This window comes from Reinekea thalattae (assembly GCF_008041945.1).
In the GTDB taxonomy this organism is placed as follows: Bacteria; Pseudomonadota; Gammaproteobacteria; order Pseudomonadales; family Natronospirillaceae; genus Reinekea; species Reinekea thalattae.
Window position 1 is genome coordinate 499,531 of the sequence record NZ_VKAD01000001.1, and the last position, 23,603, is coordinate 523,133.

General features: G+C 45.0%; 15 protein-coding genes. 10 read left to right on the forward strand and 5 right to left on the reverse strand.

The features are described 5' to 3' along the window. Positions 1-162 precede the first annotated feature (162 nt). The 3 genes from FME95_RS02330 to FME95_RS02340 form a co-directional block, all read right to left on the reverse strand. Entirely contained in the window at positions 163-2,082 is a 1,920-nt protein-coding gene (locus FME95_RS02330) for a transglycosylase SLT domain-containing protein (protein ID WP_147712792.1), read from the reverse strand. A 256-nt stretch (positions 2,083-2,338) separates the two neighbouring features. Continuing rightward, positions 2,339-5,521 carry an efflux RND transporter permease subunit gene (locus FME95_RS02335; protein WP_147712794.1) on the reverse strand — a complete coding sequence of 1,061 codons (3,183 nt, stop codon included), beginning with the start codon at positions 5,519-5,521 and terminating at the stop codon, positions 2,339-2,341. A gap of 11 nt (positions 5,522-5,532) precedes the next feature. After that, positions 5,533-6,621 (reverse strand): efflux RND transporter periplasmic adaptor subunit, encoded by a 1,089-nt coding sequence (locus tag FME95_RS02340; protein WP_147712796.1) that lies wholly within the window; start codon positions 6,619-6,621, stop codon positions 5,533-5,535. Between the two features lie 79 nt (positions 6,622-6,700). Between FME95_RS02340 and FME95_RS02345 the strand changes: the two genes are divergently transcribed. Both FME95_RS02345 and FME95_RS02350 read left to right on the forward strand, forming a co-directional pair. Then, the gene (locus FME95_RS02345; protein ID WP_147712798.1) at positions 6,701-8,593 is read left to right on the forward strand and encodes an ATP-binding cassette domain-containing protein; all 1,893 of its coding nucleotides are present in this window, start codon (positions 6,701-6,703) and stop codon (positions 8,591-8,593) included. Positions 8,594-8,597: 4 nt separating this feature from the next. Continuing rightward, positions 8,598-9,140: a hypothetical protein gene (locus tag FME95_RS02350; RefSeq protein WP_147712800.1), complete on the forward strand. Its 543-nt coding sequence runs from the start codon at positions 8,598-8,600 to the stop codon at positions 9,138-9,140. Positions 9,141-9,150: 10 nt separating this feature from the next. Here FME95_RS02350 and FME95_RS02355 read toward each other — a convergent pair whose 3' ends face one another. Further along, the gene (locus FME95_RS02355; protein ID WP_147712802.1) at positions 9,151-9,915 is read right to left on the reverse strand and encodes a hypothetical protein; all 765 of its coding nucleotides are present in this window, start codon (positions 9,913-9,915) and stop codon (positions 9,151-9,153) included. Between the two features lie 133 nt (positions 9,916-10,048). On the opposite strand from FME95_RS02355, the gene topA reads away from it, so the two are divergent. Continuing rightward, the gene (topA, locus tag FME95_RS02360) at positions 10,049-12,718 is read left to right on the forward strand and encodes a type I DNA topoisomerase (protein ID WP_147712804.1); all 2,670 of its coding nucleotides are present in this window, start codon (positions 10,049-10,051) and stop codon (positions 12,716-12,718) included. Positions 12,719-12,859: 141 nt separating this feature from the next. Here the strand turns inward: topA and FME95_RS02365 are convergent, their stop codons facing one another. Next, the gene (locus tag FME95_RS02365; RefSeq protein WP_147712806.1) at positions 12,860-14,134 is read right to left on the reverse strand and encodes a citrate synthase; all 1,275 of its coding nucleotides are present in this window, start codon (positions 14,132-14,134) and stop codon (positions 12,860-12,862) included. A 447-nt stretch (positions 14,135-14,581) separates the two neighbouring features. Between FME95_RS02365 and sdhC the strand changes: the two genes are divergently transcribed. The 7 genes from sdhC to lpdA all read left to right on the forward strand — a co-directional run bounded on the left by sdhC (position 14,582) and on the right by lpdA (position 23,530). Then, the gene (gene sdhC / locus FME95_RS02370; RefSeq protein WP_147712808.1) at positions 14,582-14,956 is read left to right on the forward strand and encodes a succinate dehydrogenase, cytochrome b556 subunit; all 375 of its coding nucleotides are present in this window, start codon (positions 14,582-14,584) and stop codon (positions 14,954-14,956) included. Continuing rightward, complete coding sequence (gene sdhD / locus FME95_RS02375) at positions 14,950-15,297, forward strand: succinate dehydrogenase, hydrophobic membrane anchor protein (RefSeq protein ID WP_147712810.1); 348 nt, start codon at positions 14,950-14,952, stop codon at positions 15,295-15,297. Before sdhC ends, sdhD begins: the two co-directional genes overlap by 7 nt. Before the next feature lie 3 nt (positions 15,298-15,300). Continuing rightward, a complete protein-coding gene (sdhA, locus tag FME95_RS02380; RefSeq protein WP_147712812.1) occupies positions 15,301-17,073 on the forward strand; it encodes a succinate dehydrogenase flavoprotein subunit in 1,773 nt (590 codons plus the stop codon). A 10-nt stretch (positions 17,074-17,083) separates the two neighbouring features. Next, complete coding sequence (locus FME95_RS02385; RefSeq protein ID WP_147712814.1) at positions 17,084-17,791, forward strand: succinate dehydrogenase iron-sulfur subunit; 708 nt, start codon at positions 17,084-17,086, stop codon at positions 17,789-17,791. A gap of 90 nt (positions 17,792-17,881) precedes the next feature. After that, a complete protein-coding gene (locus tag FME95_RS02390; protein WP_147712816.1) occupies positions 17,882-20,719 on the forward strand; it encodes a 2-oxoglutarate dehydrogenase E1 component in 2,838 nt (945 codons plus the stop codon). 30 nt (positions 20,720-20,749) lie between these two features. Continuing rightward, complete coding sequence (odhB, locus tag FME95_RS02395) at positions 20,750-22,015, forward strand: 2-oxoglutarate dehydrogenase complex dihydrolipoyllysine-residue succinyltransferase (protein ID WP_147712818.1); 1,266 nt, start codon at positions 20,750-20,752, stop codon at positions 22,013-22,015. A gap of 78 nt (positions 22,016-22,093) precedes the next feature. Next, positions 22,094-23,530 (forward strand): dihydrolipoyl dehydrogenase, encoded by a 1,437-nt coding sequence (lpdA, locus tag FME95_RS02400; protein ID WP_147712820.1) that lies wholly within the window; start codon positions 22,094-22,096, stop codon positions 23,528-23,530. Positions 23,531-23,603: the final 73 nt, after the last annotated feature.

A 23,603-nucleotide genomic window follows, 5' to 3' on the forward strand; every position in this document is an offset into this window, starting at 1 on the left:
CGGGCTATCTAAGAGAGCCTATAAAAGATCACCTAAAAAGCGCTGTTTTCATACAGCGCTTTTTTTATTGGTTCGATTTATGTTGCCTATGAGGCGTTGCTTTTTTCACACACCACACTACACCACACTTGAGATTTTCGACCTATCTAATCACTGCAGTATTTATGGATTTTGTGTTTGTTCGTTATCACTGCCGGTCCAAGCCGAAAGGCGCCACTGATTTTCAGCGGTTAAGGCATAGACTTGGCTATAGGTAAGCACAGACTTGACGTAATGCCGAGTTTCATCGAATGGAATGCTTTCTATCCAGATTGTAGGCTCATAGGGAAACCGTTCATTCCAAGAGACAACCCGATGCGGCCCAGCATTATAAGCAGCAGTCGCATAAACCTGGCTATTAAATTCTTGATATAAATCGCTGAGGTACTGGCTACCAATACGAATGTTGGTTTCTGGGTTGAAAAGATCCTCAGGTCCTTGGTAGGGGATATTATGTTTGTCTGCTGTGGCTTTTGCCGTGTAAGGCATAATCTGCATTAAGCCTTGAGCGCCGACTGGACTTACCGCGGCGCTATCAAATCGACTTTCTTGGCGCATAACACCGTATAGCCAGTGCTCAGGTAACTCGAAGCGCTGTGCATTCTCTGTTATCAATGAGGCAAATGCTGCAGGATAGCGTAGGTGAATTAAATTATAGCGCCCACTCCAGCCTGCCGATTCAGATGATTTAGCATACCAACCCCAATTAAACGCCAATTCAGCCGCTGCGTGTTGCACATCGTTATTTTGAAGCCGTACCCAGTCGTCCCATTCTGCTTTAGCTCGTGGCAAATCACCGGCACGATACAGCGCTCGCGCCCGTTTAAGCGCAGGTTGTTTATTTAGACTGGCAATATTGCTCGCTTGATAATCCGCTTGTGAGCCAAGTGACGGAGTTTTATTTAAAATGCCGGCGGCGAGGTAGCCGTAATAGTCTCGCTCGTCACTGAGTTGATACAGGATGTTGTCGCCACTGAGTTGCCCGGTGAGTTTAAGCTCAGCTAGACCAGACCAATATTGCCATTGGTGAGTCAGTTTTAGCTCGCTACTAAGCTCGGAAAACAGTTGCTCTACCTGTTCATAGTCTTCGTTTGCCAATGCAATTTGCAGTCGCCAATGTTGAACCGTTTGGTCGGAACGGTAAGGGTCTGCAATGGCCAGCCAATAGTCCGCTTGCGGCAGTGCAAGTTTTGCCATAGCAATCCCTAGGTATCGAGAAGCTGTTTGGATGTCCTCAAACTCAATGCCTGGTGTTGCTTGTACGATTTGTAGCCACAGGTTTGATGCGGATTTAGGGTCTTGATAGGCCATGCGATTAACCGCTGCCAGCGCCAGCTCTCGATTCTCTGCAGAACTAGGGTCGTAAGATAGGCTAATAATGGACTTAGGGTCCTGATAAACATCGCGCAGTTTCACACTCAAGGAGAGGTAGTCGTTCGACTCATACAGCAATTCAAGCTCGGTCATTAAGCTATCATTGCGCTCATAAAAGGCGAGTAATTGGCGTTGCCAGATGCGCTGATCTTTTTCTTCTGGTGACGCGTTAAGCCAATTTAAAAAAGGCTCGTTGCAATTGCTCGGCTGTGATTTGCCAGAAAACCAAAGTGAAGCTATCAATGGATAGTGCTCAGAGATATTGGCGTTTAACTTTAATGATGCGAGTAAAAAATCGCATTGCCCGTCAGGTTCATTGGAGTGTGCAAATTGTTTAACCAATTGCGGCCAGTCTTCTCGGCGAGTTAACTCTTCTCGCCAGGCGGGTAAAAATAGTTTTGCTGCAGCGCTGTTGGATGTTACAGATAAGAACCGGCTGACTTCTTTGTTTTTCACTTGGGTGATGTTTTGTTCTAACCAGAGTGAATAGAGATGAGGGTAGAGTAGTTCATTGTGCCAGCTTTTAAGTTCAGCTTTGGAGACTGAGCCAGCTTGGATACGTTGTTTGTATATCGAAAATTCACTGACGGGCTCATCAACCAAGGTTTGTTGATGGCAGCTGCTTAACCAGATAAACAATAATAACGAGACAATGTTAATAACTTTCATAACATCCGATTAAGCAGAATGACTTCAAGCTAGGCTAGATGGCTTTGCTCTGAAATTCAAGCACGTTATGTAACACAGTAAGTAAAGTGAGAAGTCTATACCGCTAAACAAAGCCATGTTAATTGGTGTGGTCAGAGCTGATGCTTCTTAGCTGATAAAGAATGGGTATTAATAGGTAATAAATGTAGTTTAAAGCTTGAGTGAGTCGGTAAAGAAAAATAAGCGAGCGAAGGCAGGGGCCTTCGCTCGGCAAGGACTATTTACGTGCAATAAGTGTCGTAATTAGATTAGGTAAGCCTGCTAAGATAGTTTTTAACCAAGCGATTAGGCGTTTAATATCTCGGTCAATAAAAATTAACATGCTTGGGGTCAAGACCAGCGTTAACAGAGTTGCAAAGGTTAAACCTCCTGCAATGGCTGTTGATAGCTGAGTCCACCATTGCGCTGATGGCGCGCCGATAGACATTTCTTGACCAGGTATATCAATAGTTAGCTGCAACACCATCGGCACCAACCCCAAAATGGTGGTGATGGTGGTTAACGCAACTGGCCGAGCTCGTTGCGCACAGGTGACTAAGGCCGCTTCTATCGGCTCTAGGCCATCGCGCTTCATGACATTATAGGTGTCGATAAGCACGATATTGTTATTTACCACAATACCAGCCAGAGCAATAATACCAACACCGCTCATGACGATACCGAACGGGTTGCCTGTCACGATGATACCGACTAAGACACCGACTGTTGAAAGTACAACAGAAGATAAGATCAAACCGGTTTGCAGTAGGCTATTAAATTGCGTTACCAAAATAATCACCATGATGAATAGCGCGACCAAGAAGGCGTTGCCTAAAAACGCCATGGTTTCCATTTGCTCTTGCTGATCACCGACGAACAAAAAGGTAACGTCCTGTGGTAATTGACCAGCTTGATACAGCTCGGTCAATTGAGTCTGTAAGTCGGCAATGACAAAGCCAACCTGTTCTCCAGGTTGTAAGTTTGCTTCAATTTCTAGGGTGAGCTTACCGTCAGTACGGAAAATATCGCCACGTTTGTTTTCCGCGGTACGTTTTATAAAGTTACTGATCGGTACCTGTTGACCCTGAGTAGTGATGGTTAAATTATCGATCTGTTCGAGATCTCGGCCATTAAATGGGTAGCGAATTCGAATGTCGACTTCATCATCAGCATCATCTGGACGGTAAGTACCAATTTTAAGGCCGTTGGTTATCATCTGAATCGATGAGCCTACGGTTGCAACATTGGTTCCGAAACGCGCAGCCGCTTCACGATCAACTTCAATTTTCCACTCTAAACCATCGAGTGATCGGTTGTCGGTAACTTCTTTGAAGCGCTCGTCGGCTTGCATGGTTTTGACCACCGTATCGACTGCCGAATATAGGCTTTCAATGCTGTTCGAAACAAACTGCAATTGAATGTCGATACCTGTTGTCGGGCCGTTCGCAGGCTGCTTTGTTTCGACAACAATACCGGCAATATCCGAAGTCGCAGCAACGGCATTGCTTAGTATCAGGTCGGTGCTTGGACGTGCCGGTGTCCAGTCAAAATATTCGACAAATAGAATGCCAATTGTATCTGCACTGTATTCACTCGAAGGTGATGTGGTGACCGTCGTGGTGACCGTTTTAATGTGTTCGACTTCCATCACTTTTTGTTCAACGCGCTTAACAATTTCGTTGCGTTCATCGAGTGAAAGGTTGCCGCGCGCTCGCACAACAACAGAACCGAAATCTGAATCAACCTGCGGGAAAAATTCAACACCGGGCTGGCGAATGATGAAGGCGATAACAATGAGTAGCATCACTACAAATACCAAAACCATGGCAATCCAAGGGCGGGGTAGTAGCCAGCTGAGGAACTTAATATAGCGACCTAAAACACCTTTAATATTACCGAACTGCCGTTGTTGAATTGCATCGATGGTGACCTGTTGTTTCTCGGTGACAGGTAAGGCTTTACCAAATAAGAAACCAAAAGCTGGGATAGCAATGAGAGCCATAATCAAAGAGGCTGACAGCGTGATCAATACCGTTTTCGGTAGATAGCCCATAAACTCACCTGCAATGCCGGGCCAAAATAGCAGCGGCATAAAGACGGCAAGAGTGGTTGCTGTCGATGCGATAATCGGCCAAGCCATACGGGTGGCTGCCTCACGGTAAGCAGTGGTTTTATCTGCACCTTCAGACATACGTCGGTCGGCGTATTCGATCACCACAATCGCGCCATCGACTAACATGCCAACGGATAAAATAAGCGCAAACAGCACAACGATATTAAGCGTAATACCGAGCATCGACATCACTAGAATTGCAGCTAAGAACGAGCTTGGAATCGCTAAGCCAACCAATACAGCACTGCGTACACCTAATGCCCAAACGATGACGATGAACACGAGCAAGGTCGATAGCATGACAGAGTTAAACAGGTCGTTTAACTGTTGTTGAATGGAAACCGATTTGTCTTGCGTGTAGGTAACCGTAATACCTTCAGGCCAAGCGCTCGAAGCCTCTTCGATAGTTGCCTTAACGCTTTCAATGGTTTCAATAACGTTCTCACCGACACGTTTTGAAATTTCCAATGTAACTGAAGGCTGACCATCGAGTCGAGAATAGGTCTCAGCATCCTTATAGGTTCGCTGCGCGACGGCGATATCACCAAAGTGAACCACGGTATCACCATCGACCTTGACTGGAAGGTTTAGAATGTCTTCTTCGGTTTCGATTAAACCAGGTACTTTAAAAGAAAAGCGTCCAGCACCGGTGTCTAAATTCCCCGCGGTTACCAGCTGATTATTATTTGAAACAATGGAATAAAGTTCGGCATGCGAAATGTTATAGCTTGCCATTAGCGCAGGATCGATAATGATTTCTGCAACTTCATCACGGCTACCGTTTATCTTTGCTTCCAGTACGCTGGGCAACGCTTCAAGGCGATCTTGAAGATCATCAGCGATCTTAAATAGTACGCGATCATCGACTTCACCAGATAGTGATGCATTGATGATCGGAAATTCTGCAATGTTGAATTCCAACACGTAAGGTTCGCTTGCTTCGCTAGGAAGATTGCCTTTGGCGGTATCAACCGCTTCACGAACATCGACAAGTGCGTCGTCAATAGAAACGCCAACGCGGAATTCCATGGTTAAACCAGCATGACCTTCACTGGCAGTGCTGGTGATTTCTTTAAGACCATCGACGGTGCTGAGCTCTTGCTCTAATGGCCGAACCATCAATCGGTCAGAGTCTTCTGGTGAAATACCTTCTAAGGACACGCCGACATAAACAAAGGGGACAGTAACATCCGGTTCTGCTTCTTTCGGGATAGATACCAACGCCGAAACGCCGGAAAAAAATATCAATAAAAAAACCAGTATAACCGTACGTGAGCGACTTAAGGACGCCTTAATAAATGAAACCACAATAAGGCTCCTTAAAGACCAACGGCCGTTGCTGGATTGAATTCAACCATTTTTGGCTCAACAGTATCTTCTAGGCTAACAAAGCCTTGGCCAACAATAATGATACGGGAACGTTCATCCAATCCTTGAACCCAAACACCATCGGTATCTGAGCTGATAATTTGTACTTCTTCAAACTGCACTTTATTTTCAGCGTTAAGCGTTTTTAACCCCATCTGACCATCGTTATTCACATACAGCAATGCAGGGCTAATGTAATGGCCTAGAGCATTATCAAGGTGAATGGTTGCCGTTGACGTCACGCCGGAAATTTTTCTATCGACCTTGTTGATTTCAAGTTCGATATCAAAGGTTCTTGTCGCTGGGTTAGTGACTGAGCTGATATGGCTGACGGTTGCGTCAACTAAGTCGCCACTGATTAATTCGACTTCCGCAGTTTGACCGATCGCTAGCTTGGCAATGTTTTTTTCAGAAATAGAACCCTCAAAAACCAAGGTTCGGTAGTCATAAATACTGGCAACAGCATCGCCATTACGGATGAAAGTACCTATTTCTAAATCGCTGTTTTCTATTTGGCCTGCAATTGGGGCGCGAAGTAGGGTGTGTTCTAATTGCAGCTCAAGTGATATGACATTAGCTTTGGCTTGCTGATAAGAAGCATAAAGAGCGGCGATTTGAGCCTCATTGATTAAGCCTTTACGCTTTAATTCACTCGCGCCGTTGTATTCTAATTGCGCTGCCTTTTCAAAGGCTTTGGCCTGTTCAATCTGGGCGGGTATGTCTTTGCTGTCTAAACGAGCAATGATATCGCCGACCTCAACAGTCTCTCCTTGCGTTTTTAAGACACTGGTGACTTTTCCTGAACCTTCACTGATGACAGTTACTTGCTGTTGTGCTTTTGTTGTACCATTGACGGTCAGCTTCTGTTGCACCTCTCTTGCGGTACTGTCGATTGCTTGAACGCTTGGTACGATAGTTTTATGAGTGTTTTCTAAATGAGTTACGCTCTCAGGCTTTTTACCGCCCATGAGCATCCAAAGCACGAACAGGATAGAGATGACTATCGCGATAATTGGACCTGCAGATTTTATTTTAGGCACGTCAATGACCCCTGTAATAGTGTTGCGATGTATTTTATGAATTTGTTAATTGGCACTTATAGTGCCATAAGTAGTGATTATGAGCCTTATTATATTTGACAGTGTGAATTTTGCGATGGGCTCCTTAGCCATACTAGATCGCTGTAGCTTTGTGCTAGAAAAAGGTGAGCGACTCGCCTTGGTTGGGCGTAATGGCGTCGGTAAGTCAACCCTTATGCGGTTAATTCAAGGCCAATATGAACTCGACTCTGGCGTCATTAAGTACGCACAAGGTATGAGAATAGGTCACTTACAACAAGCACTTCCTGAAGGCGATAGTCGTACTATTTTAGAAGTCGTACTCGATGGCGTGCCAAAGGTTGGCCGAGCGTTGTATGAGTATCAAACGATAGCTGCATCTGAAGCACCTGATTTAGACAAAATGGAGCAGTTACAAAAAACCATTGAAGAGGCTGATGGTTGGCATTATCAAACCAAAGCGGAGACGGTTATCAGTCGCTTGGGGTTGACGACGGATAAATTATTTTCCGAGCTTTCTGGCGGCTGGCGTCGGCGTGTGTTGCTTGCGCAAGCGTTAGTCGATGAACCCGATTTGCTGATTTTAGATGAACCGACCAACCATTTAGATATTAAAATGGTTGAATGGTTGGAAGAATTGTTATCAGCTTTCAACGGGACTCTGTTGTTTGTCTCTCATGACCGTTCCTTTATTGATAATTTGGCGACGCGGATTATCGATCTCGATCGTGGCCAGATCACTTCTTTTAATGCACCCTATGAAAAATATCTCGCCGAAAAAGAGCAAGCGTTAGAGGTTGAGGCGACTCATCGTGCGCACCAAGATAAAATTTTAGCGCGCGAGGAAGCCTGGATTCGTCAAGGTATCAAAGCGCGTAGAACTCGTAACGAAGGCCGCGTTAGAGCTTTAAAGGCGATGCGTTCAGAATTATCGCAACGAAGGGATCAGCAAGGTTCGGCGAAGTTCGACATTAATCAGCACGAAATTAGTGGCAAACTGGTAGCAGAATTTAACGACGTCGTTTTTGATTATCCATCACAATCCATTATTGCTGGGTTTTCTGATGTCATTACGCGTGGCGAAAAAATTGCCTTAATTGGTCCAAATGGTATTGGTAAGTCGACCTTATTAAAAATATTACTGGGTGAGTTAGAGCCACAGTCGGGTCAGTTGCGTGTCGGCACTAAATTAAATGTTGCCTATTTTGATCAGGCGCGCATGGCGCTCGACCCAGAAAAAACACTAATCGACAGCGTCGCCGAAGGGCGTGAATTTATTACCATTGGCGATAAGTCACGACATGTTATTAGCTACTTAGAAGATTTTCTGTTTCAGCCTGAGCGTTGCCACATGAAAGTACGTCAGCTTAGTGGTGGTGAAACTAATCGCTTATTGTTAGCTCGACTGTTCAGTCAGCCAGCAAATTTATTGGTACTGGATGAGCCAACCAATGATTTAGACATGGACACCATTGAGTTACTTATCGATCGTTTAGCCGAGTTTAGTGGCACGGTATTATTAGTCAGCCATGACCGTTATTTTATTAATCAGCTGGCTACAAAAACATGGGCTTTTGAAGGTGACGGGGCTATCCGTATTTACCCAGGAGGCTATGAAGATTGGGCCGCTCAGGGTGGCGTTTGGCCGGCAGAGCAAAGTCAGCAAAAGGGCGGTTCTTCTACAAAAGTTGCACTTGAAGAGGTTGCTGAGACACAAAAAAAACCGAAAAAACTCAGCTATAAAGATCAGCGTGAATTCGATCAGTTACCAGAAAAAATTGAACAGCTGGAAGCGGAAATTAATGAGCTTGAAACGCAAATTGCGGATAGTCGTTTTTATACTCAACCAGCAGATATAACAATGCCTGTGCTGGCACGTTTATCGGACGTTCAAGCACAGCTGGATCTGACTTATGATCGTTGGGCTGAACTCGAAGCATTGATGGAGTCATGACAGAATGGATTTATTAATTGCAATTTGTTCGAGTCTATTAGTCATTGGCGCCTTTTTATGGCTTAAGCCTTCAAAGCGAGATCAGCACCTAGCTCAACTTCGCTCAAGTGCTATTGCTCAGGGCTTTCTCATTGGCAGCATAAAGCTACCTGACACCAGTGAGTATGGTCGAGTCAATCAACGCAATAGCATTGAAACCCTATACCGACTAGCACTTGAAGTGGACCCGCAAGCCAATGATAGCCCACATGACCGATTAGCCTTTACGATACTTAGAACCAGTGGTGAGTCAGGTATTTATTTGCCTAATGGCTGGGCATGGCAGCAGCGTCAGAATGTCACAGAAACACATTATCAACGACTGGCACAACGGTTAGCGAAAGTGCCAGAAGAGGTGACAGCTTTAGTGGTCAATGATGCGTTTGTTGGCTTGGTATGGAATGAAAATACCAAAGAGGTGAGTTTGCAGCAGTTGGCGGAATTATTAAGCCAGCTTGCAGCGGATTGCGATCTTGTGTTGATTAATCCGCTGGCTGCGACTAGCTAAGCCGGATTTACTATCCGGCTTGCTGACTGTCTTCTTTAACCTCAACCTCTTCAGCTTCAGATGTGGCCTCGGTTTCGTCGTCGTTTTCTTCATCTTCGTTAGTAACATAAAGGCCTGATAAATCATTCGAGGTCTTTTTAATTAGCTCCGATTTGCCTTCAAAGTTGAGTTCAGACTTCATCAGCAATTCTTTAGCGTGCTTAAAGAAGTTCGCAGCTGAGCTGGTATCGCCTTCGTTTTTAGCAATGTTGCCCTGTTTTCGGTACGCCTTCACTTCAAGTAATAGGGCGCTCTGAACCAGCCGGTTATATTGTTCACTGGCTCGGTTGGATGGCATTCTGCCAGCGCCTGCGAGTCGTTTAATGGCTTTCTGCGCGCGTAAAAAATGTTTTTTCATGAGGTTGATTTGCTGATCCGAAACGGGAATTTCCGGCTCTGATGTTGAGTTTCTTAAGACGTCAACTTCCTGCTCTAATGAGCGCACATTGAGTACATCACCGCGAATCGATTCACTGTCTGGCATCAGCTCAAGAGCACGATCGATAAGAGAGCGCATTTCTTTAATAAAATAATCCAATAGCTGAATATCTTTGTCATATAAAAGAAGCGTGCGGCAGATTTCGTCGAGATCGACAATCGTCAGGTGTGTTTGCCTAGCTTTGAATTTCAATTCACGAAACTCAGCTTCTTTTTGTGCTGCGTATTTTGCTACAAGAAGCGCACTCGCCATAATTGCAAGTAGGAGCAAAATGCCAATAAAACCCCAAAAAGACATATATCTACCCTTTAATGCGTAATACTGCTTGACGGATAAAATTTTATCTATATAACCACAGCCGCTTGCGGAAAGCTCTAAGCTGAGTTAATTATATAAAAAAGACATCATAAGATAAGCGGAATCATAACGCATGGGAAAATCACTGGTAATAGTGGAATCGCCTGCCAAGGCAAAGACTATTAATAAGTATCTTGGATCAGACTTTGTCGTCAAATCCTCGGTTGGCCATATTCGTGACTTGCCAACCAGTGGCCAAAGTAAGCCTGTAGACCCGAAAGCACGGGCAAAGCAGGCGGCCTTGACGCGTAAGATGAGCGCCGAAGAAAAGATTGTTTATAAGCAGAAAAAGTCCCATGAGCAGCTAATTAACCGCATGGGCATTAACCCTGACAATGACTGGGCGGCCAATTATCAGGTTTTGCCTGGCAAAGAAAAAGTTGTCGATGAATTAAAGCGACTGGCCAAAGATGCTGATGTTATCTATCTCGCGACCGATTTGGACCGCGAAGGGGAAGCCATTGCCTGGCATTTAAAAGAGGCTATTGGTCTCGAAGACGAACGCTATAAGCGTGTAGTGTTCAATGAAATCACCAAAAAAGCGATTCAAGAGGCATTTGAAAAGCCGGGTGATTTGGAGATCGACCGTGTTAATGCTCAACAAGCCCGCCGATTTTTAGATCGCGTTGTTGGTTTTATGGTCTCTCCTTTGCTTTGGGCCAAGGTTGCTCGAGGCTTAAGCGCTGGTCGTGTGCAATCGGTCGCTGTGAAACTGATTGTTGAGCGCGAGCGCGAAATTCGTGCCTTTATTCCAGAAGAGTTCTGGGATTTGCACGCTCATACTGAGCGTGGCTCCGATAAAATTCCATTTGAAGTGGTTAAGTATCAGGGGGAAAAGTATCGTCCTACCTCTGAGGCTGAATCGAATGAGCATGTTAAGCGCTTAGATCAGCCAGATTATGAAATTACTCATCGCGAAGATAAGCCTACCAGCTCGAAACCAGCTGCTCCCTTTATTACTTCAACGCTGCAGCAGGCAGCCAGTACTCGCTTAGGTTTTAGTGTTAAAAAGACCATGATGATGGCGCAGCGGCTTTATGAAGCCGGTCATATCACCTATATGCGTACCGACTCTACCAATCTGAGTGCTGAAGCGGTTGAAAATGCGCGCCAATACATTAGCGATTCTTACGGCGCTAAGTATTTGCCTGAAAAGCCGATCACTTACGGCAGCCGTGATGGCGCTCAAGAGGCGCATGAGGCGATTCGTCCGTCTGATGTCAGTATTTCAAGCACCGATCTAACTTCTATGGAGCGGGACGCTCAGCGGCTTTATGAGCTTATCTGGCAGCGTTTTGTTGCTTGCCAAATGGTGCCGGCAAAATATAAAAGCACGACGCTCTCAATTGACACTGCAGGCTATGAGCTAAAAGCCAAGGGACGAGTGTTGGTATTTGATGGCTTTACTCGAGTCATGCACCCAGGTAAGCGGGATGACATTATCGAGCTACCGGATATAGCGGTTGGTGAGCGCGTTAAATTAGAAAAGCTTGAGCCGAAACAACACTTTACTAAGCCAATTGCTCGTTTTACTGAAGCTTCATTGGTAAAAGAATTAGAGAAACTAGGTATTGGTCGGCCTTCTACCTATGCCAGCATTATTTCTACCATCCAAGATCGTGGCTACGTTAAGTTAGAAAGCCGACGGTTTTATGCTGAAAAAATGGGCGATATCGTTACAGAGCGCTTAGAAGGCTCATTTCATGATCTTATGGCCTACGAATTTACAGCTCAGTTCGAAGAATATTTAGACGAAATTGCCAACGGCAAGCGAAACTGGAAAGAGGTGCTTAATCAGTTTTATAAGGACTTTACTGCCCAGCTAAGCAAGGCCAGTAGCGAAGACGGTGGTATGAAGCCGAATGAACCGACTCTGACGGATATCGAGTGCCCGACTTGCGGCCGCCCGATGATGGTTCGTACCGGAACTACCGGTGTGTTCTTAGGCTGTTCAGGTTACAGCTTGCCGCCTAAAGAACGCTGTAAGGGCACGCTGAACCTTATTCCAGGTGAAGAAGCTATTTCTGAAGATGACGATGAAGCCGAAGTTAATCAGTTGCGCCAAAAAGAGCGTTGCGACATTTGCGGCACAGCAATGAATAGCTATCTCATTGATGAGACTCGTAAGCTACACATTTGCGGCAATAACCCAGAATGTTCAGGCTTTAAGCTTGAAAAGGGCGCCTTTAAAATCAAAGGCTATGACGGCCCTGTACTTGAGTGCGATAAGTGCGGCAATGATATGCAGTTGAAGACCGGGCGTTTTGGTAAGTACTTTGGCTGTACTTCTGATGACTGCAAAAATACGCGCAAGTTATTACGTAACGGCGAAGCGGCACCACCAAAGATGGATCCAGTGCCAATGCCTGAATTGCAGTGCCAAAAGGTAGACGATACCTATGTGCTGCGCGATGGTGCTGCTGGTATGTTTTTAGCGGCCAGTCAATTCCCGAAAAACCGAGAAACACGACCGCCTTTGGTTGCAGAATTGATTCCTCATAAGCAGGAGTTACCAGAAAAGTATCATTACCTTTGTGATGCACCTGTTGCTGATGACGATGGCAGGCCGAGCGTTATTCGTTTCAGTCGTAAAACCAAAGAGCAGTACGTTATGTCTGAAGAAGACGGTAAAGCGACAGGTTGGGCAGCTTATTATGCCAGTGGTAAGTGGGCTGTGCAGACAAAAGCAAAAGCCAAGGCTAAGCCAAAAGCGAAAGCAAAGCCTAAGGCGAAAAAAGCCTAGTTTTAGGTTTACTTTAATGGCCGCTAGAAGCTCTTTGTTAAGCTATTAACGGGAGCTATCTCTAGTCATAAAAAAACCGGCAATTGCCGGTTTTTTTATCGATGAATCTTAACTTAATTTTAATCTTGCTTAATTTAAGTCTTATTCTTCAACTTCACGAACACCTTCACCGGTGTAGAGCTGTCTAGGGCGGCCAATTCGGTATGGCCCTGAGATCATCTCTTTCCAATGTGCAATCCAGCCAGGCGTACGGCCGACGGCAAAAATTACCGTGAACATCGAGGTTGGAATCCCTAATGCTTTGAAAATAATACCAGAATAGAAATCTACATTCGGGTAGAGTTTTTTCTCGACAAAGTAAGGGTCTTCTAAGGCAATTTGCTCGAGCCTACGAGCGATGTCCAATAGCGGGTCATCGGTAATGCCTAATTCTGATAACACTTCATCAGCGGTTTCTTTCATTACCTTAGCGCGAGGATCGTAGTTTTTATAAACTCGGTGACCGAATCCCATTAATCTGAATGGATCATCTTTGTCTTTCGCTCGAGCAATGAACTCATCAATTTTACTGACGTCGCCAATTTCTTCGAGCATGTTCAATACTGCTTCGTTTGCACCGCCGTGTGCAGGCCCCCAAAGCGCTGCAATACCAGAAGCAATACATGCAAAAGGATTTGCACCAGAGGAGCCTGTTAGGCGCACTGTGGAGGTTGAAGCGTTTTGCTCATGATCGGCATGCAGAATAAATATTTTATCCATAGCACGCGCTAGAGTCGGGCTAACGTAGTACTTTTCACATGGGTTACTAAACATCATGTGTAAGAAGTTTCCGCCGTACGATAAGTCGTTGCGAGGGTAAACAAATGGTTGGCCAATGGAATATTTATAAACCATCGCAGCCAGTGTCGGCATTTTAGAGATCAATCGAGTTGCCGCAACTTCACGGTGGTGTTCGTTAGTGATGTCGAGAGAGTCGTGGTAAAACGCAGACAGGGCGCCGACAACTCCGACCATAACACTCATTGGGTGAGCGTCGCGCCGAAAGCCTTTAAAGAAGTCGTGCATCTGTTCATGAACCATGGTGTGACGCATGACAATCTGGTGAAATTCACGTTTCGCTTTGTCGTCTGGCAGTTCGCCATTGAGTAACAAATAGCAAACGTCTAGGTAATCTCTTTTTTCTGCTAGCTCTTTAATTGGGTATCCGCGATGCAGTAATACACCCTCGTTACCATCGATGTAAGTGATGGCGGAATCACAGGAGGCAGTTGCCATAAAGCCGGGGTCATAAGTGAAGTAACCCTTAGAAGCTAAGCCACGAACATCAATAACTTCTGGCCCTAACGTACCTGGGTAAATAGGTAGTTCTATGGGGTCTTGCCCTTCAATGACCAGCTTGGCGATTTTATTAGCCATGAGGTCTCCTCTTGTTTACGGTTGTTACGTCGACATTGACGCCAATTGTGGAGTAAAAACAACTACTTAGCACATTCATTTTTTTATATTTTATTTATATAAAAGAACGGCGATTATCAGCAGCATTACCAAATCACTATAGAGTTTTGCGTTTGAAAGTCAATTTACCGAACCATTAGTTCGTTCAATAAATAGTCTACACGCTAAAGTATTAGAGACGAGCTGGAATAATGATTGAGGTAAAACTAATGCTGGCTGCTAATATTTGAGTGTGGTTCCAAGATAAAAACAGCTAAAACCCATTTAAATTGAAAAAAAGTTTTCTTTATCCTACCAAAAGCGGGTACCTATATTTTTTTTGACTAATAGGCTGTGAGCATCTAGTTTGACAACTCAATAATAAAGCGCTTAATAATGCACTTAATAAGAACAACTGAGACTACGCCTGTGAAAAAAAATCGACCTGTGAATCTTGATATCACAACTATTCGCCTGCCTGTTCCTGCCATCGCTTCGATTATTCACCGCATTACCGGAGTTGGCCTCTTTGTCGCATTGGCCTTTCTGATGTGGGCTTTGAATTTAAGTCTAAGCTCGCAGCAAGGGTTTGATACGGTATCTCAAGTCATGTTGCATCCATTTGCCAAATTCATTTGCTGGGCCGTTTTATCGCTAATCGCTTACCATTTGATTGCTGGTATTAAACATCTATTAATGGATATGGGCTTTTTTGAGACCAAAGAAACCGGTCCAATTGCATCGATTGTGGTGCTGGTTGTATCGGTCATTTGTATTTTATTGCTGGGGGTTTGGGTATGGTAAAAAGTGTCACGAGTTTCTCCCGTAACGGCCTCGTTGATTGGATTGTTCAGCGTGTATCGGCAGTGCTTCTTGCAAGCTACACGTTATTTATGGTGGTTTTCTTTGCGGTAAATCCAGATCTTTCATTTCAGCAATGGCATGCGCTGTTTGCGAACAGTTGGTTTAAGTTATTTTCAGTGGCGACGCTGCTGGCTATTGTTGCTCATGTTTGGGTCGGCCTATGGACCGTCGCTACCGATTATATTCATAACACCTTGGCGAGATTTTTGTTTTTATTGTTCGTTGCCGCCATAACGTTTGTATATTTTGTCTTTGGATTCACAGCAGTGTGGGGCGCTTAAAAGATGTCAAAAATAAAAACAATGAGCTTTGATGCCATCGTAATCGGTGGCGGCGGTGCAGGACTACGCGCTGCATTAGAATTGGCTACATCCGGATTAAATACCGCTGTAGTGTCAAAAGTATTTCCAACTCGTTCGCATACCGTATCCGCTCAGGGCGGCATTACTTGTGCTATCGCCAGTGCTGACCCAGAAGATGATTGGCGTTGGCATATGTACGATACCGTGAAAGGCTCTGATTATATTGGTGACCAAGACGCTATCGAATACATGTGCTCAGTCGGGCCGCAAGCCGTTTTTGAATTAGATCATATGGGTTTGCCGTTCTCTCGAACAGAAGAGGGGCGTATTTATCAGCGTCCTTTTGGCGGCCAGTCTAAGGGTCCAGATAATCCAACTCAGGCGGCTCGAACCTGTGCAGCTGCTGATAGAACCGGACATGCCTTATTGCACACGCTTTATCAGGGCAATTTAAAAGCTAAGACCAGCTTTTTAAACGAATGGTATGCCGTGGATTTGATTAAAAACGCCACTGGTGCTGTTGTTGGTGTGATTGCCATTGAAATAGAAACTGGCGATGTTGTGCACATTCGCTCTAAAGCAACTGTTTTAGCAACTGGCGGTGCTGGGCGCATTTACGCCTCAACCACTAACGCTCTGATCAATACCGGTGATGGTATTGGTATGGCCTTGCGCGCGGGTTTTCCTGTGCAAGATATGGAAATGTGGCAGTTCCACCCAACCGGTATTTATGGCGCTGGTACGTTGGTAACCGAAGGTTGCCGAGGTGAAGGTGGCTATCTTATTAATAAGGATGGCGAACGCTTTATGGAGCGTTATGCGCCTAACGCAAAAGATTTGGCGGGCCGCGATGTTGTGGCGCGTTCTATGGTTATGGAAATTTTAGAAGGTCGCGGCGGCGGCGCTGATAATGACCATGTATTCTTAAAGCTAGACCACCTTGGTGAAGAGCTCTTGCAAGAGCGCTTGCCAGGTATTTTAGAGCTTTCCAAAACCTTTGCTCATGTCGACCCTGCAAAAGAACCGATTCCAGTGGTGCCGACCTGTCACTATATGATGGGTGGCATACCAACCAACATTGGCGGCCAAGCTATTCGTTTAGATGAACAAGGCAATGATCAAATTATTGAAGGGCTTTACGCCTGTGGTGAAGCTGCTTGTGTTTCGGTACATGGTGCTAACCGTTTAGGTGGTAACTCGTTATTAGATTTGGTTGTATTTGGTCGAGCAGCAGGCATTCAGATTCAAGAAACGCTACAGCAGGGTTATGACTCAGCAGCTGCCAGCGAAAGTGATATTGAAGCTGCGCTGCAAAAATTAACTGCGCTAGACGCTCGAACTTCTGGTGAGCCGGTAGCGGAAGTGAAAAAAGACCTACAAAACACGATGCAATTACATTTTGGCGTTTTCCGCGAAGGCGAAAAAATGGCGGAAGGGCGCAAAAAATTAGAGCAGTTGCGTGAGCGTGTCGAAAACGTAGTGTTGTCTGATCACTCGAAGACCTTTAATACTGCCCGCATCGAGGCGTTGGAATTAGGTAATCTGATGGAGGTTGCCGAGGCGACCGCCATATCAGCAGATGTGCGTACGGAAAGTCGTGGCGCTCATGCTCGATATGACTTTGAAGATCGCGACGATAAAAATTGGCTATGCCATTCGGTATATAACCCAACTGCTAAAGAAGTTCTTAAGCGTTCGGTTAATTTTGAGCCTAAAACCGTCGAACCTTTCCAACCTAAAAAGCGTACCTATTAAGGAAGTGAGCATGAAAGTCAGTGTTTATCGTTATAATCCTGATGTCGATTCCCGACCTTATATGCAGGATTACGAAGTAGAGATTCCAACCGGCAAAGATCTAATGATCTTGGATGTTTTGAACTTATTAAAAGAACAGGATCCGACGCTCTCTTATCGGCGCTCTTGTCGAGAAGGTGTTTGTGGTTCTGATGGCATGAATATCAACGGCACTAACGGATTGGCCTGTATTACATCGTTGTCTGATGTTATTGGTTCTAAAGCCAAATTAGTGCTGCGCCCATTGCCAGGCTTGCCCGTTATTCGTGATCTTGTTATCGATATGACAACTTTTTATAAACAGTATGAAAAAGTTGAGCCATTTTTAATTAATAATACTCCTGCGCCGGCGATTGAGCGGTTACAATCCCCAGAGGATCGTGCAAAATTAGATGGCCTTTATGAATGCATCTTGTGCGCTTGTTGTTCTACTGCCTGTCCATCATTCTGGTGGAATCCAGATAAGTTCATTGGACCATCCGGTTTATTGCAAGCGTATCGTTTCTTGGCTGATAGCCGAGACGATGCAACTGAGGAACGATTATCTCGATTAGATGACCCATTTAGCGTTTTCCGCTGTCGAGGCATTATGAATTGTGTCAGTGTATGTCCAAAAGGTTTAAATCCAACTCGTGCGATTGGCCATATACGATCTATGCTACTAAATAGCGCCATTTAAAAATGGCGTTTTGGATGTTTTAAGTGAGCAAGTACGTGTATTGCAATGAATGACGGTCGTGGTGTAGCGAATAGATAGTAAGGTTATATAATGCGAAATGCTTCAATGGAAGAGCAGTGGTTATCATCCCATTTATCAGGCGGTAACCAAACTTATTTAGATGAAATGTACGAAGCTTATCTGCAAGATCCGAATTCGGTTCCAGAGCAGTGGCGAACTATTTTTGATAAGCTGCCCAGCGTTAGCGAAGAAGTCACTACCGATACTCCTCATAAGCCAGTGCGCGATCATTACCTGTTAATGGGTAAGTCTCCCAAATTAGCAACCGACACCTTGGCTCCAAGCCTAGTTACCGAGCATGAACGTAAGCAGGTTCGTGTGCATCAGCTTGCTACAGCGTACCGCTTGCGTGGCCATCAGCGCTCCGATCTCGATCCCTTAGGCCTTAAAAAGCAATCTTCTGTTCCTGACTTGGACCCTAAATATCATGGTCTAAGCATGGCGGATATGGAAACTATCTACCAATGCGCCAACCTTTATATTGGCCGTCAGGAAGCGCCACTTAAAGACATTATTGGTGCTATGGAGCAAACCTACTGTGGTTCGGTAGGGGCTGAATTTACCCATATTGTTAACACATCCGAGCGCCGCTGGATTGAATTGAGAATGGAGTCTGTGCGCTCTAATCCTGAGTTTTCGGTCGATGCGCGCAAGCATATTTTAGAGCGTCTTTGTGCCGGTGAAGGTATTGAAAAATATTTAGGCTCTAAGTATCCAGGAACAAAGCGATTTGGTCTTGAAGGTGGTGAAGCTCTTATTCCGTTAATGGATGAGCTGATTCAACGCAGTGGCTCTTATGGTGCTAAAGAAGTTGTTATTGGCATGGCTCACCGTGGCCGACTTAATATGCTGGTCAATATTTTGGGTAAAAATCCTGCCGATCTATTCGATGAATTTGAAGGTAAATCTTTCTTAACGGAAGGCTCAGGCGATGTGAAATACCATCAAGGCTTTTCGTCTAATGTCATGACTTCCGGTGGCGAAATTCACCTAGCATTGGCTTTTAATCCATCGCATTTAGAAATTGCAGCGCCAGTGGTTGAAGGGTCTGTTCGGGCTCGCCAAGATCGACGTAAAGACAGCGATGGTAGTCTCGTTATACCTGTCAATATTCATGGTGATGCCGCCTTTGCTGGGCAAGGCGTCGTTATGGAAACCTTGCAGATGTCGCAAACTCGCGGTTACGGCACGGGTGGTACGATTCATATTATCATTAACAACCAAGTTGGTTTTACCACATCAAAGCAAGACGATGCGCGTTCAACTGAGCACCCAACCGACGTTGCTAAGATGGTACAAGCGCCTATTTTCCATGTGAATGGTGATGACCCAGAAGCGGTCGTTTTTGCAACACAGCTGGCTGTCGATTATCGACAACAGTTTAAGCGCGATGTTGTTATCGATTTAGTTTGTTACCGTCGCCGTGGCCATAACGAAGCAGATGAACCAGCGATGACTCAGCCGCTGATGTACAAATCTATTCGTAAGCACAAAACAACATTTGAGCTGTATTCAGAAAAATTAAAGCAGAGCGGTGTTGTCTCACAAGACGAGATTAAACAGCTGGTTGATAAATATCGTGAATCATTAGCCAGTGGTGAACATGTTGCTAATGCGCTGGTAAAAGAACCGAACAGCTCGTTATTTGTTGACTGGAAGCCGTACCTTAACCAGCCAGTAAATGATGACTTTGACACTAGCTTCGACCTTAAGCGCTTACAAGAATTAGCGCATATTATTAACACGCCACAAGAAAGTTTCCCGCTGCAGCGGCAGGTTAATAAAATCATGGAAGATCGAGGCAAAATGGCCAAAGGTGCATTGCCGATCAATTGGGGTTTTGCCGAAACACTCGCCTATGCAACGATTATTGATCAGGGTTTACCGGTACGTATTACTGGTCAGGATGTTGGTCGTGGCACCTTTGTGCATCGTCATGCCGTTTGGCATAACCAAAACGATGGCAGTAGTTTTGTGCCGCTAGCGAACATCTCCGAAGATCAGGCAAGCTTTGAAATTTATGACTCGTTCTTATCAGAAGAAGCGGTATTGGCTTTTGAGTATGGTTACGCCACAACAATGCCTAATGCGTTGGTTATCTGGGAGGCTCAATTTGGTGATTTTGCCAACGGCGCTCAGGTCGTTATTGATCAGTTTATTACATCGGGTGAAGGTAAGTGGGGCCGCCTATGTGGCCTTACGATGTTGTTACCGCATGGCTATGAAGGGCAGGGACCAGAACATTCATCAGCTCGTTTAGAGCGTTATTTACAGCTCTGTGCCGAATATAATATTCAGGTCTGTATGCCAACCACGCCAGCGCAGGTTTATCATATGTTAAGACGTCAAATTGTGCGCAACTTGCGTAAGCCGCTTGTGGTGATGTCGCCTAAGAGCTTATTGCGTCACAAAGATGCGGTTTCAACCTTAGAAGAGTTAGCTGACGGTCGTTTCCAAACGGTTTTAGATGACCCTAGTGCCGATGAAAACAAGGTGACCCGAGTGGTGGTTTGCTCAGGCAAGGTTTACTACGATTTAAAAGATAAAATTCAAAAAGAAGGCGTTGATAACGTTGCCGTGATTCGTGTCGAACAGCTGTATCCATTCCCTGAGGATCGTTTGTTTGAAGTGATGTCACGTTACAAAAAAATCGACGATGTTATTTGGTGTCAAGAAGAGCCAATGAATCAGGGAGCATGGTACTCCAGTCAACATCATGTCCGATACGTTGTTAACCGTATCAACCCGAATCTCTATTTACGTTACGCTGGACGAGAGGCTTCTGCATCACCGGCTGCTGGTTATATGTCGCTGCATTTAGAACAACTCGAAAAATTCCTCAACGACGCAATACTGAATATTCAGTAATCGATAAGGCGGAGCACTTAAGGACTTACTATGGCAATAGAAATTAAAGCACCTCAATTCCCAGAATCCGTCGCTGACGGCACTATCTCTGTTTGGCATAAGCAGCCAGGAGAAGCGGTTTCTCGTGACGAGCTTCTTGTTGATATCGAAACCGACAAGGTGGTCTTAGAAATTGTTGCACCGGCGGATGGCAAGATTAGCGATATCATTAAAAACGAAGGTGATGTTGTTGAAAGCCAAGAGGTGATCGGCCATTTTGTCGAAGGTGACATATCTGAGTCTGAGCAACCTTCTACGTCTGAAGGCGCCTCGGTTAGCTCGCCGATTGCTGGCAGTGCAGACACACCAATGAGTCCTGCAGCTCGCAAATTGGCCGACGAACATAATCTCTCTGCTGAGCAAATAGTCGGCACGGGTAAAGGCGGCCGAATTACGAAAGAGGATGTGCTCAGCAAAACTCAAGAAAGTAGCTCTGCGCCGGTTGCAAAAACTGAGACCAAATCAGAAACATCTGCACCTGCAGAGCATTCAATGCCGGGCATGATGCCGCCAATGAGTGGCTCAAGCACAGATGCTCCAGCGCAATCAGGTGCTCGTTCAGAAAAACGTGTGCCAATGACTCGGCTGCGTAAACGCATCGCGGAACGATTGCTGGATGCTAAGAACAACACCGCAATGCTAACAACCTTTAACGAGGTGAATATGCAGCCTGTGATGGAGCTGCGCAAAAAGTATAAAGATCAATTCGAGAAAGCTCATAATGGCACTCGCCTTGGCTTCATGTCGTTTTTTGTTAAGGCGGCAACAGAGGCTTTAAGACGTCATCCAGAAGTAAATGCCTCACTAGATGGTGACGATGTGGTGTATCATGGGTATTATGATATAGGTGTTGCGGTTTCGAGCAATAGAGGTTTGGTTGTTCCTATCCTTCGTGATACGGATCTTATGAGTTTAGCCGGTGTTGAAAGTGCCATCCGTGATTTTGGTGAGCGAGCTCAGCAAGGTCAGTTAGGCATTGAGGAAATGCAAGGCGGAACATTCACCATCTCTAATGGCGGTGTGTTCGGCTCTTTAATGTCGACTCCAATTCTAAACCCACCTCAAACAGCTATTCTGGGTATGCATAAAATTCAGGAAAGACCCATGGCTGTGAACGGTGAGGTGAAGGTCTTACCAATGATGTATCTTGCGTTGTCCTATGACCATCGATTAATTGACGGCAAAGAAGCTGTTCAATTTTTAGTCGCAATTAAAGATATGCTTGAAGACCCTGCAAGAATTTTGTTAGAACTGTAATTTAAAATAAGTTTTCATGCTTTCGATTAGGGGCTGCAGCCCCTTTAACATGTAATTAACATAAAGGTATATGTTGCCATGGCACATCAGTTTGAAGTGGTAGTAGTTGGTTCCGGACCAGCAGGATACGTAGCTGCAATTAAAGCAGCTCAACTTGGTAAAAAAACAGCGATTGTTGAAAAGTGGGTTAAAGAAGACGGTAAGACCACTTGGGGCGGTACCTGTTTAAACGTTGGTTGTATCCCATCTAAAGCTCTTTTAGAGTCGTCAGAAAAATACGCTCAAACACTTCATGAGTTCGATGTTCACGGTATTTCTGTTAAATCACCTAAAATGGATGTTGCAAAAATGCTGGCTCGTAAAGACGGCATTGTTGATCAACTAACCGGTGGTGTTGCAGGTCTATTAAAGGGTAACGGTGTTACTAGCTTTGAAGGCAAAGGCTCACTTAAGGCGAACAAAGTTGTCGAAGTTGCTAAGCACGACGGCACTGTAGAAACCATTCAGGCAGAAAACGTGATTCTGGCTATGGGTTCTATTCCTGTAGAAATCCCACCAACACCAACCGACGGCGACATTATTGTTGACTCTACCGGTGCACTTGAGTTCAGTGAAGTACCTAAGCGTTTAGGTGTTATCGGTGCTGGTGTAATTGGTCTTGAGCTTGGTTCTGTTTGGGCTCGTTTAGGCTCTGATGTTGTTGTTTTAGAAGCGATGGATTCATTCCTTGCAGCAGCAGACGGCGCTATTTCTAAAGATGTTTATAAGCACTTTAACAAGCCTGGCTTTGAAATTCGTCTTGGCGCACGTGTTACTGGTTCTACAATCAAAGGTAAGCAAGTTGAAGTGACTTTCCAAGATTCGGAAGGTGAAAAGACTGAAATATTCGACAAGCTTGTTGTTGCGGTAGGTCGTCGCCCATACACGGAAGGCTGCTTGTCTGATGACAGTGGTGTTAAGTTAGATGAGCGTGGTTTCATTTTTGTTGATGATCAATGCCGTACGACTGTGCCTGGTGTTTATGCCATTGGCGACGTCGTTCGTGGTCCTATGTTGGCTCACAAAGGTTCTGAAGAAGGTATTATGGTTGCCGAAATCATCGCTGGCCATAACGCTAAGATGAACTATGACGCAATTCCTAGCGTTATTTATACTCACCCTGAAATTGCATGGGTTGGTAAAACAGAAGAGCAGCTAAAAGCAGAAGGCGTTGACTACAAGGCTGGCGCATTCCCATTTGCTGCAATTGGCCGAGCAATGGCTGCTAACGATACAACAGGTCAAGTTAAGATCCTTGCTGATGCAAAAACTGACCGTGTATTAGGTATGCATATCTTTGGTTTGGGTGCTTCAGAAATGATTGCCCAAGGTGTGATTGCTCTAGAATTTGCTTCTAGCGCAGAAGATTTGCAATTAACTTGTTTTGCTCACCCAACTTTATCGGAAGCGGTACATGAGGCGGCATTGGCTGTTGATAATATCGCTATTCATAAAGTGAATAGGAAAAAACGTTAATCCTGATTATGATTAACATGAGAGCGAAGCTAATCACTTCGCTCTTTTTTTAACTGGACAAAAGTGAATTAAT